Here is a 12,503-nt window from a genome sequence, read left to right on the forward strand (position 1 = left end):
ACTCCACCCTCTTTTTAATACTTATCAATCAATTTAAATGCTCTATAGTAATTATCATCTTTTAGATGGTTAAATAACATAAGTGATCCACCATCATAATTGCCAGGAAAGAACATTACTAGTGGTTGTTCTTCAACAATCCTATGAAGATTATTTAAAATTGTATGTGATCTAACTATAGGCCACGCTTTTCCTACACCTGTTAAAAATACAATATCACTACCAGCTAATCTATCTTTAATATATTGAACTACTAAGTCATTATCTAAAGTAAGTCTTAATGCCTTTTTTGTAGCATTAAATACTTGCTCACTCCCTCTTTTTTCTTCCATTTGAAAGTTTTTATGTAGATATCCCTTAGACTCTAATAACTCTAATATAATTTCATATAAATCAAACTCTTTTATATTTAACCCATGTGCATTCTTAGCCTTTTCTTTTATAAAATTAACTCTATCTCTTACTAACAACTCATCCTCTGGATTATAATCAAATATATAAAAACCTATTTCGTTACCTAATCCCTTGTTTTTTCTAAAATTAGGTTCAACTATTTTAGGTAATATCTCATCAATCCTTTGATATATATTTTTCATCTCTGCTATCACCTACCATTCAATTTACTCTACAATCCCTAAAATTGCATTTATATATACTCTGTCTCCAATTTTATATAGATATTCTTTGACATCATTATCTATAATAGGTACTTTTATTTCCTTATCACCTTTTTGGTTTGAGATAAGTCCACTTTCAAATAATATTCTTATGTATACTTGTTTTAGCTTCTTAAAAGTATACTCTGTCCAAGATGCCACTTTCTCACTTTGCTCTCTTTTATTTTGAAAGAATACTCCAAAATCTTTATCTCTTATATATAAATCTTTTAATAATACTTTTTCCTTATACACTTCATTTATAAACTCAAAAAATAGCATATCTGTCTTAACTATTGCATATAAAACTAAAACTTTAGATGTTTCTACATTACTATTTTCAACTTTATCTATAATATATTCATCCAGCTCTTTTAATCTAGCAGTAATTATTGATGCAACTTCCTTCTTTCTAGCTTCACTTTCTAGTTGAAAAATATTATCTTCTATGGATTTTTCTTTTATCTCCTCAATCTTTATCCCTTTATTTATGAGACTTGAAGCCTTCTTAGTTTCTTTATACAAATATGGTCTGGACTTAATTGTAGATTTATATTCCATTAAAATTACCGCCTCCGTGGTCCACTTTATATTAATTATTATACCATCTATTCATAAAAATATATATCGTTACATAATACATATATTTCCACATATTTAAACAGCTAGTATATACCTAGCTGTTTAAATATCTTAATAATAATCATTATCTATATTTTTTAACTTTAACACTACTCATTATATTCTTTAACTAATTCATAAATATCCACCTTCAAAGCTTCTGCTATATGGTGAATAATTAACTTACTTTAATTACTCACCAAAAGTTTTACCCTATTCAAGAGTAATAATTATGAAAAACCACATAAATATGTAAGCTTAAAAATAAGTATATAACGCTTTGATAAACTTAGGATAAGGTTATTAATTAGAATATATATATATAATTAGATACTACTACTTAAAAAAAGTATATTAGCAAGTTTTACTTTTCTACAAAGGTACTTAGTATATTTATCTGATAATTTATCAAATACAAATTTAAATGATAGGTAAAGCATTGAAAAACTTATACCTCGCTCAAATAATATTCGTAAAAATACACACATTGGAATGGACTAATCCTAGTAAAGTATCTTGTTTTGCCTTACTAGGATATTTTAATGCTATTTTTGAAAGTATCACAGGTTCTAAGACTTTAACACTTACATACTTACTTGTTATATATTTTTTACTTTGAAACCATTTTACAATTAATATAAAGTCTCATACTTATATAATATTATCAATTAAATTTAAGTCCTTTACTTCTTTTATTACACTTGATAATTCAATAATTGGTATCACTTTATCTGTTCCAAACTTTAGTAACCATTTTTCACTTTCACATATTAGCTTTAACTCAGTTCCATCCATCAATTTCTTTTTCTCATTCATTTCAATATCTACACTCCAACAAACTATACAATCAAAGGTTTCATATGGATGATCATGTTTAAAAATGTTACTTAATAAAAATTCTATTTCAACTAATAAAGGAGTTCCTTCTTGACTTATACAAATAAGATCGGTTGTAGATTGATGAGAGTAATGTGCTATGGAATCTATATACTTAATATGTTTCTTAAATGTCTTATTACTCAATAATGATGCTAAAAGTAGTGCAACTTGAGATTCATTATCTGGTACCTTTTTTATTGATATATTTTCAATGTCTAGTCCTTCTAACTTTGAATAATTATTAATCCTATTCTTCAATGTTATATTTTTCTCTTTTATCTGAAATTGACATTCTTCTTCTTTTCTCATTTCAAAGTAAACACTATCTGCAACAGGAATTATGTCCTCATCTATTATTCTCTTTACGCTACTTAAAATCCATTTTATTTTGGGGTTATCTTCATTACTAATATTATTTCTATCTGCTGTTAACTCAAAGTTTTGAGAATTTACTACTAAATGAAAATGATGATAATTAGAATTAGTTATTAAACTGGATTTTTTTACAACTGGAATAAAATCTTTTGCTAAGTATATGCCAAACCTACTTTTTAATCGTTCAGCCTGTTTAAGTTTACATATCGCTTTTCTACAATTCACTCCAGATACAGTTCCATACATTTGAAATGAAACATATTCGCCATTAATATTAGTACTTCTATGGTATGGACCAAAGTGTCTACAATAATTTACCGATTTCTTATAAACTTTTTCATCCCTATCTTCATGGGGGTTTTCTTGTGGTTGATAAAATTGATGTGTTCCTGCTATTTCTTCTTTAACCTGTTGTATTTTATCATTTATAAATATCCTTGGCGCTACTTGCATATTCTTCACATATCTATTTAACTCTGGATAAGTTGCAAATATGTTCTTAAAACTCCCCCCTGCAGTAAACCACAAAATATAATCTTTTAATGTATCAAAGTTAAAATATCTTTCTGGATTATCAATTAAATAACCCTCAATTTTTATAGTAGTTCCATTTCTCCCTATAATAGGACTAGATTTATCTAAAGTATAACTAGGAACTTTGTTATTATTTAAATTTTGCCAAGGTTCATTCATTACGGCAACTGTTCGCTCACTATTCTCTTTTTGTGATATAACTGTTAAGCTTTTACTCTTAAAAAATATTTTAGTCCCTAACCCTTTCTCACCTATATTTCTATTATCTTTTCTTGAATCCCCCAAGTTAAAGAAACTCTCTATCTCATCACGACCCATACCACAACCATCATCTATAAAATCTATACAAAATAATCCCTTGTTATTACGATATAACTCTATATTAATGTTTTTTGCTTCTGCATCTATTGAATTACTTATTGCCTCTCTAGGAACCTCTAACGGATTTACTATATTTTTAGCTATTTCTTTATATAATGAAATATCTTTTACTAAGGGTATACACATTTCCAATTTAATCACTCCCACTTGAAATTTTAAAATAAATTTCACCAACTTGTGCATTGCACAACTTTTATTTTGCACAATTTACTAAAATTAATACATAAATTATATAAGGATGATTTAAATGGAAAGAAAAAATATTATTGGAAAGAGAGTACGACTGATTCGCAAAAATAAAAACTTAACTCAAAAGGATCTGGTTGCAAAAATTAATCTTCATGGAGTAAAAATTGATGAGCCTATGCTTTCTAGAATCGAGTCTCAAACTAGACCTGTACTTGATTATGAAGTTTCTGCTATTGCTGATTCCTTGGAAGTTTCTACTGACAACCTTTTTAAGAAAAAATAAGCTTTAAGTACTGAGATATTTTCATACTTAAAGCTTTTTTCATTATTAATATAAGATTTATTTATTCCTATGTTAACTTCTACATACTAATATAAGCAAACTTTTATAACTTTAATTATTTAACTAAAACAGTAATCAAATATCTAAGTATATTTTTTTTACAATTAAAACGTTTTTTTATTCTCTAAAATTAATTAACTTAGTATTCAAAGTTGATAATTTATATATCAATCTAGAAATTCTAGATGACGTAGTTTGGTATAACTCGTTAAATTTACATATGCCATCCATATCTTTAATCAATTCAATAAGCATTTTTATATCAGTATCTAATTTATTTTCAACCTTCTCAATTTCTTCTTTATAATATTCTTTACTATCAGCAACAAAATATTTGCACATTCCATGATTTCTTTCATACTTTAAGCATAAACTCAAGTCTCTATCTATATCATGATAATAACAATACCCTCCTCTAACCAATTTAGGTTGAGTATTTACATTATTTATTTGATTCATTATTCTAGAGAAGTCTTCTTTTCTCGTATCTGTATTTTTATCTATATGTTTAATTATATGATCTTTATTGTGTACTTTAGCATATCCTAAAGCATATCCTTTAGAGAAAGTCTTCACATGATTATAATAGCCAAAAGTGGTATTAATTTCCTTGTGACCTGCAAGATACATAACTTCTAATACATCAACCCCTAATAAAACTAAATTTATTATGGCAACATGTCTTAAATCATAAGGTGTTAATTTCTCTATAAAGGTTTCATCTTTATCTCTCTTTATATATTTAGAAATTGGAGTAAATCCATATTCTTTATAAACAACATCTATATAAAATCTCTCTATGTTCACCTTTAAATCATTATATGTTATAGTATCTAAGTTAGTTTTTCTCTTAGTTTTTGAATTCATATTATGGTATCCGCTTTGTCCAACAATATCAAATGGAAACAATTCCTTTTCTTTTGTATAATTGAAGATAGTTTTTAATATATATTTATATTCCTCAATCAAATTGTATAATGATTTATCAATTTTTATCGTGTCTTCTTCGTAATATTCTTCAATCTTAGAAGCATTTTTTATATATTCTCCATTTTTTGCTCTACTTCTAAAAACCTTCAAGTAAAAATTCTCTCCTTCTTGTGCATTACATTTAAATATAGTCCTGATAAATTCAGATGGTCTCAATGGTACTATACTACACATTTGCCACCAAATTATAGTAAGTAAATAATCTTTATAATTTATAATCTTTTTGTTTTCAACTATATCCTTAATAATATCCGACATTTTAAAGATATCAATAAATTCTGGTAGAATCCTTTCTTTATTATCTTTAGATTCTTCATCAACAAATTTTTCAAAATACTTGAATTTTTTATAAGGCACTTTAACATACTCTATAAATCCCTTGAAAAGCCCCCCTGTTCTATTATCAAATTTTGAAGTATCATTATTATCAGCTATTTTTCTCATTTTATAATTAAAAGCTCTTAATGCAGCATACTTATGTACATTTAATAATATATAACTTCTATAAGCTAACTCAAATTCTTTGCGGTCTCTATCAAATAAATTACTCATTTTTTTAAATTCAATCTCATTAGGAAATATGAATTTTTTTTCTACTCCACCAATTATAACGACCCATTCACTATCATTAAAATTTGATTCTGCCCTAATCATTCCATTTAAAACTTTCTCTTCAAATAATCTTACATATTTTTCCTCATCAACTGAATTAAAATCTATCTTTTCTTCTATTATAATATCTAAATTATCTAATTCATTTATAACTACGGAACTCATTATTCACCTCCATACGCTCCAACCAATAGCATGAATCTTTTGGTATCTATTACATTTTTGACTTCATCTCCCAAAACCATAGCTAAGTCGTTAAGAACAGGAATATAATTATTGTTAAACGAATAAATTATTATTTTTTTGTCTAAATCATGTTCACAGCTTTCTAATTCATCTAATATTGTATTAGCTCTTCTTTCAAACTCATAAATAAAATATCTTAATGCAATCATATAATCACACCCGATACAACTATCTCTTCTTTCAGGACATTCAATTATTTTATTGTTTGTCTTAATGTAATTTTCAGATTTTATCCTTATAATTTCATTTTTATTCTTTCGTGTTATTTTAAGCAAACATTTTGTTTTTTCATTAATGCCATAAAAGCCTTGCCCATAAAGAAGTTCTTTTAAAAAATTTTCTTTTTCTCCACCTGATTGAAAATATCTATCTATCTCATTTTTCATTGATGCTATTTTATTTGTAATTTTTTGAATATTTCTTTCTATTGTATATGGCGTTAACCCTAAATCATTATGCAATTCAATTTGTTCTAATAAGCTTTTAGATTTATACTCACTATTAATCAATTGTAATATTGCATGTACTACACTTCCCATTGTTCCCATTGAAAAAGCCATTAAAGATGCTTTATCTATATCTTTCTTTAGATATATCTTAGTCGTTTCTGCTAATTGTCCTGCTGTTGCTTTATGACCTCGAGATACTTGTGCATAATAATAGGAGTAAGTTAAGTTTAACTCCTCAGCTTTTTCTTTTACTAAAGTCAAAAAACTTTTATTCATTCTCCTATTATCAAAACTTCCATTTAAAACAACATTAATATCAATATCAAAATTTTCTTTCATTACTTTTTGTATCTCTTTGTGTTCTAAAAATCTATGGTTAAATAAACCTTGATACTTTCTGCTTCGCCTTATATTATTAGCATGAATTTGTCTATTAGCTTCACTTATGCAAAGCAATAAAGCAACTTCCCTAGAAAAACTGCTTGATATTACACAACTTAATTGTTGATTATTTTTAGAAGCCTTTAGATTTAATCTTCTCGTCTTTTTTTCCAGTTCCTCACATATATCATTAGCCATCCTATCTGTTATCATATTACCGTCTTCTAACCATTTAATAAACGACTCTCCATCTGTTACTCCTTTAATATTCTGTAATATAGGAGCGTATAGTTGATTTACTAAATCCATTTTTCTCCATGCTAACGAATAATGTATGAATACGTAAGTAACTACACTTGATATATTCCAATTTCTATATAACTTTTTAATATTTTCTTTATCTGCGATTATATCTATTAATTTAATTAATAAATTAATAAATCCTTCTTCTTCATATACCAATAAAGGAACTTTTTCTTTAATATAGCTTAATTTATTAATATCAAACATTTTATTTTTTATTAAATAATTACTAAATTTAATTACTCCTACTCTATCATCAATTGAGTTTCCACTAAGAAATAAAGCTTTTTTAAAGAGTTTATTATTTTCTACTTTGCTTTTTGGTGTTAAATCTTTTTCTAGGCAATCTAGCAATAATTTATATGTGCTAAATAATCTAGCATATACATGAAGTGATTTATTAGTTGTGCTAATAAATCTCACAAAGTTAGTATATGTATTGTTAAATTTTACGAACTGATTCTTTTTATTATCATCAAAATAATTAAATTTCACCATAAACTTATCAAAGACTGTGTTAGCATTATCCATCTCTGATAAATAACTTCTTATTTTTATAAATCTTAAAATTTCATCTTTACGCATATAAGCTTTTTGCTTGTAATTAATTATCTCGAAGTCATTATTCTTTAATATTTTAACAAAACCTTTAACTTCAATTCCACTCTCCCTTAAATGATTAATGTTAACATAATTATTTTTAAATTCTAAAAACTCCTCATATTCTTTTATTGAAACGTATATTGATCTTTGATGTATCCATATACATTTTACTTTGGTATCATTAAAAATTCTTTTACAATTTCTAAACTTTGTATTAGTATCTTTATATCCGCTAATCTCATTAAATTCACTTGTAGTTAATTCTTTATATTGACTTTTAAAGTCTTTCACTGGCAAATTATAATATTCTTCAAAAGACAAGTTTATTAATCTAACTACATACTCTTTGCAACGAGCTTCAACATTTTCTATAACTCTATCTATAGTACTCTTGGGATATAAATCCATTATAGGAGTTATAAAATTCCCAATGTAATTCCGCCTAATAACTTCTAAATTATTATTTCTTATAAATTTGAATATAAGTTTTGAAGTTGAACCAAATGTAATCCCTTTAAATTTACAATTCAATATTTCTAAAAGTTCATTACCATTAATGCACTCTTTATCATAAACTTCTTTAATACCATCTATCATACGTTTCAAATCATGTTTAGAAATATATATATAATTCCTGTTGATTAATGGAATTTTATATACTTGGCACTTGCTTTCAATAGACTGTCTATTTACATATTCTATTCTGAAATGTTTATACTTTTCTATTATTTTTACAGCATCATTTACATTAATACTTCTTTTAAACAATTCAATAGATTCACTTACCCATTTCTTCCTTAAATAAATTGAATCTTCGAGAAGTATCACATTTCTTTTTTCAATGTTTTCTTTATACATTTTTTTAAACTTAGGAGTAACCCTTCCCAACTCCATATCTCTCCCAGTTTCTTCATACAAAAAATGTATATATTCCTTAAGTAGAATATAGTCTTCATTATGTATATTGATTCTTTTCTCCTCTAAATTCAACTTTTCTTTATAGGCATCTACAATTCTTATATATTTTTTTGAATTACAATCGCCTTTTTTTAAACGTTTACCGCAAATGTAATTGTTTTTAAAATGCAAAAACTCATTGTATTCATTTACTGAAATATACATTCCTCGTTGATAGATATATATACATTTTACTTTAGTACCTTTAAAAAACACTTTAAATTTTTCTAACTTTATTTTCAAATCATCATACCCACCTATATTATTCAATTCTATTGTAGTCAATTTCTTATATTCTCTATTAAGCTCTTCTTTTGATAAATTATAATACTCTTCAAAAGACATATTCGTAACTAAATACTTCTGGCATAGAATCTTTACATTTTAGTTCAAGTACCAGTCTGTTTATATATTCCTTTTTCATATATATTTTTTAACTTTCGGGTAGTTTCCCATAAGTTCTTTATTACTATCCCTGTTTTATGTTGTAAATACTCAATATATTCGTTAAGTTCAATATATCCTTCATGAAGTTTATTCGTTTTACCGCTTATATTTAATGCTCCTTTATTGCCTTTTAATAGTAGAATAAATCTTATCTTGACACTTTCTAATTCCTTCTTTTGTTGTTTTGGCGAAATTATAAGCTATTTGACTTTCTATAGATTTATGAGCCATATAATACTGTATAATCCGATTATTTGCTTCACAACTTTCTATTAGTTGTTTGTAATAATATCTTAATGAATGAGGAGTAATCTTATTATTCATCATAATTTGTTGTTCTCTAATTGCTTCTATTTTTCCACGTGATGCTTCTTCTAACAAAGCCACTTCCAAAAGTCTATTTAAAGCGTTGAATCTTTTCAAATATGTTTTATCTGTCATTGCATATCCATCCTCATTCATAAATAGAGCACCATACTTATTAGGATAAAGCCTCTGTGATTTCAAATAGTTTATATGTTTTTTATAATAATCATAAATAATCTTAGTGCATCCTGGATATATTGGGACGTTTCGTTTCGTTTTTATTCCTCCTGTCGCTACATTATCTGACCTTAAAACTGTATCATAAGTAAAATCAAAATATCCTCCAAAAAGCTTCCCTTCATAAATATCTTTTATTCTACCTTCATGCAATTGTACTATATCCCCAAGTCTTAAACCTAGGTATGCTCCTAGTATTATACCAAAAGTAATCATAGGATCATTCTTTTCAGCTAACTCAATCAAAACTGAAACTGTATAGTCTCCTGCTTCTACTACCTTATGTCTTTTTCTTACACGTGATGTTACATTTGGAACAACAATATTAGTTAACTTTTTTACTTCTTTTGATACATATCCGCTTCTTGATTGTTTAGTTATAATGTTAAATTCAAAATCTTTCTCTTTTATATATTTCATTTTGAATATTTTTTTATTAGTAACAACATCTTTCTTCCACCATAGCCAATATGTAAAATTACTTATTGCATAAGTAGCTCTTTCGACTGTTTCTTTTGATTTCCATTCGCCATCTCTGTCTCCTTGTAAATCCCCTTGAGAAAACTTATCTAAAAATTCTTCAACCATATTGAACGTTAAATTTTCAATTTTATCTATTTTAGTTTTACTATCATTAAAGATAAAATTTAAAAATCTTACTATAAAGGTTAAATGAAAATTTCTAACAGTGTTTATAGATTTGTTTTTTAATGTAAAATTTAATATCTTATCTCTAAAATATTTTGAATAATAAAGTGGTTCAAAATTATCTTTTTCAAAAATACAAACATGATATTTCATTTCATCATTAATTGTATAGTTAATTACTTGACTAAAAAATTCATGTCTCTCATATTTCTTTAGTTCTATTAACGTCTCTATAGATATCACTCCTTCAATTTATTTTATATACTTAATTTTACCACGACTATTATTGTTTTTATAAAGATACTGTATTTATACAATATCCTTATAAAAACAATAATACAATGTTTATATATTGATAATTAAAATTTAAATATTGTATTTACTCTAATACCTTACAATTCAGTACTTTATGCCAAATCATTATTAACAACTTCTATAAATTAGTTTTGCTAATGCTAGGATACACACATAGAAACATCATATTCTGTACAACTAAGGTCATCACCTATACATCCCATATCTACAGCTATCATTTCAGTTATATCACTTGGAATATATGATGAACCATGCCCAACCTCTTCATAAGTAGAAATGAATATTTTAGTAGTGTATGTAGGAACAATTTTTTCCCTGCTCATCATTTCAAGTAAGGTCATAAGACAAGCTACACTTCCCTTATCATCTATAAATCTAGACTTAATAAAACCACTTTCTGTTATTGTTGTTTTAGGATCAATAAACACAAAATCCCCTGGACATATACCAAGCTTTTGAGTTTCTTCTTTATTAGTTACTCTTTCATCTATTCTTATATGCATATGTTCAGGATCTCTAGGTTTAGTTTTACTATCTACAAAAACATGAGCTGCTGGACTATCACTTAAAAAAGTTCCAGTATATATCTTGCCATCTCTAGTTCTTATACTACAATATTCACTATCTAAAGTTGGAACTGTAGGAGAACCCACCAAAGTAAACTTTAAAGTTCCACTGCTAGTTATTGATCTTACCATAGCTCCTAAAGTATCAACGTGAGCCGATAATCCAACTACCTTACCTTCTTCCTTACCTGGTACAGTAATAATTCCACAACCTTTATTAGTTGTCTCAAAATCATATCCAAATTCCACTGCCCATTTTTCTATTACCTTCATAATATCAAAACAAAATCCACTAGGACTGTTAAACTCCAACAAAGTTTTTGCAGTCTTTAGCATATACTCTCTATCAATCGTTTTATCCATTGTTACCTCCAATTGTGTTACTATATTTACTTTTTATTATACCACTTCTATTTCCCAACTATTAAACCCTCACAATAAAATTTTCTCCCCCTCTATTCAGAGTCAGTCTAATTATTTTCTTTTCTACAGATCAGTGTTAGAAGTTTATTCGGTTATTTTACAAATGAAAAAGCACTGACTCGTGTAAATCAATGCTTTTGAAGGTATATTTATTTTATGAAATCATCAATTCTTATATCTATTGAAACTTTCTCATTTCCCTCAACTTTATCTAATACCATTTTAATTAATCTTTTATAGTCTTTAGTCACAAAATCGATGGTTATTTCTCTCTCTGTTAATGTTCCATATCCAATCTTAACTGCTTTCAAAACATTATCAGAATAAACATATATTCTTACTATCTCAGTCCATGGTATTTCTTTTCTTATCATTCCTAAAGGATTTACGTATATAAGTCTATCTTCTTCTACTTGAAAATATTCAAAAACAGCAACTAAGTAAAATATGCTTGACACTATTACTGCAATGCCCAGCAATAACTTATTATCAAATCTCTTAACCTTATATGCTATATACCAAAAAATTAAAATCAATAGAAACATTAAAATTAAAACAGACCGTTGACAAAAGGGGTATTTTCAAATATGAAAATACCCCTTTTGCTATACAATTCATAAATTGGATTAATAATGTGGTTGTTTTAAAAATATTGTTGTGGAAAAGAGGTTTTTTCTTTGCTCTTTTCCACAGCCTATTTGCTAATTTTTTTAAATTCATGCATGAAAAAGTAAGCGTGACTGCCATTTTTACTTGAGCCAAACCTCTCAAATGAGTATATCTCATGCGATGTTTTTCCTTTGCATCAGCAAAGACACGTTCAATTGTTTCTTTTCTTCTTTTATAAACACATTTAACATACTTATCATGTCTTAAATGTTCAGCTTCCTCAAGAAAGTGCTCCCAAACATGTCTGGTTACGACTTTCTGTTTATTCTTACTATTAGTACACTGTAAAATGCTAGGACAATTAATGCAATCAGAAGAATTGGATTTATATTGCTTGTAACCATCTTTATTCGTAGTAGAATATTTGAGTTCT

General features: G+C 26.6%; 8 protein-coding genes and 2 pseudogenes. 1 reads left to right on the forward strand and 9 read right to left on the reverse strand.

Translation table 11 applies throughout. The features are described from left to right. Window positions 1-14: 14 nt before the first annotated feature. The 3 genes from B3N22_RS22765 to B3N22_RS22775 all read right to left on the reverse strand — a co-directional run bounded on the left by B3N22_RS22765 (window position 15) and on the right by B3N22_RS22775 (window position 3,572). Window positions 15-596 carry a DUF1788 domain-containing protein gene (locus B3N22_RS22765; protein ID WP_286910869.1) on the reverse strand — a complete coding sequence of 194 codons (582 nt, stop codon included), beginning with the start codon at window positions 594-596 and terminating at the stop codon, window positions 15-17. A 24-nt stretch (window positions 597-620) separates the two neighbouring features. After that, a complete protein-coding gene (locus B3N22_RS22770) occupies window positions 621-1,217 on the reverse strand; it encodes a DUF1819 family protein (RefSeq protein WP_286910871.1) in 597 nt (198 codons plus the stop codon). A 711-nt stretch (window positions 1,218-1,928) separates the two neighbouring features. Continuing rightward, the gene (locus tag B3N22_RS22775; RefSeq protein ID WP_286910882.1) at window positions 1,929-3,572 is read right to left on the reverse strand and encodes an ATP-binding protein; all 1,644 of its coding nucleotides are present in this window, start codon (window positions 3,570-3,572) and stop codon (window positions 1,929-1,931) included. 121 nt (window positions 3,573-3,693) lie between these two features. Between B3N22_RS22775 and B3N22_RS22780 the strand changes: the two genes are divergently transcribed. Then, entirely contained in the window at window positions 3,694-3,918 is a 225-nt protein-coding gene (locus tag B3N22_RS22780) for a helix-turn-helix domain-containing protein (protein ID WP_286910873.1), read from the forward strand. A 177-nt stretch (window positions 3,919-4,095) separates the two neighbouring features. Here B3N22_RS22780 and B3N22_RS22785 read toward each other — a convergent pair whose 3' ends face one another. The 6 genes and pseudogenes from B3N22_RS22785 to B3N22_RS22810 all read right to left on the reverse strand — a co-directional run. Continuing rightward, the gene (locus tag B3N22_RS22785; RefSeq protein WP_286910875.1) at window positions 4,096-5,745 is read right to left on the reverse strand and encodes a tyrosine-type recombinase/integrase; all 1,650 of its coding nucleotides are present in this window, start codon (window positions 5,743-5,745) and stop codon (window positions 4,096-4,098) included. Continuing rightward, window positions 5,745-8,864 carry a hypothetical protein gene (locus tag B3N22_RS22790; protein WP_286910876.1) on the reverse strand — a complete coding sequence of 1,040 codons (3,120 nt, stop codon included), beginning with the start codon at window positions 8,862-8,864 and terminating at the stop codon, window positions 5,745-5,747. Before B3N22_RS22790 ends, B3N22_RS22785 begins: the two co-directional genes overlap by 1 nt. Window positions 8,865-9,086: 222 nt before the next feature. Further along, a complete protein-coding gene (locus tag B3N22_RS22795) occupies window positions 9,087-10,400 on the reverse strand; it encodes a site-specific integrase (RefSeq protein WP_286910878.1) in 1,314 nt (437 codons plus the stop codon). Between the two features lie 221 nt (window positions 10,401-10,621). Continuing rightward, window positions 10,622-11,401, reverse strand: a pseudogene (locus B3N22_RS22800) (zinc-binding metallopeptidase family protein); the annotation flags it as partial. Window positions 11,402-11,610: 209 nt separating this feature from the next. After that, entirely contained in the window at window positions 11,611-11,919 is a 309-nt protein-coding gene (locus B3N22_RS22805) for a hypothetical protein (RefSeq protein ID WP_238902303.1), read from the reverse strand. A gap of 220 nt (window positions 11,920-12,139) precedes the next feature. Next, a pseudogene (locus tag B3N22_RS22810) lies at window positions 12,140-12,503 on the reverse strand (transposase); the annotation flags it as partial.

The sequence above is a fragment of the Clostridium sp. UBA1652 genome (assembly GCF_002320975.1).
In the GTDB taxonomy this organism is placed as follows: domain Bacteria; phylum Bacillota; class Clostridia; order Clostridiales; family Clostridiaceae; genus Clostridium_T; species Clostridium_T intestinale.

What these genes read in the sequence shown, in the direction of transcription:
- B3N22_RS22775 (WP_286910882.1), bottom strand. Translation starts at nt 3,572, where the DNA reads ATGTGTATACCCTTAGTAAAAGATATTTCATTATATAAAGAAATAGCT.
- B3N22_RS22765 (WP_286910869.1), bottom strand. Translation starts at nt 596, where the DNA reads ATGAAAAATATATATCAAAGGATTGATGAGATATTACCTAAAATAGTT.
- B3N22_RS22790 (WP_286910876.1), bottom strand. Translation starts at nt 8,864, where the DNA reads ATGTCTTTTGAAGAGTATTATAATTTATCAAAAGAAGAGCTTAATAGA.
- B3N22_RS22770 (WP_286910871.1), bottom strand. Translation starts at nt 1,217, where the DNA reads ATGGAATATAAATCTACAATTAAGTCCAGACCATATTTGTATAAAGAA.
- B3N22_RS22785 (WP_286910875.1), bottom strand. Translation starts at nt 5,745, where the DNA reads ATGAGTTCCGTAGTTATAAATGAATTAGATAATTTAGATATTATAATA.
- B3N22_RS22780 (WP_286910873.1), top strand. Translation starts at nt 3,694, where the DNA reads ATGGAAAGAAAAAATATTATTGGAAAGAGAGTACGACTGATTCGCAAA.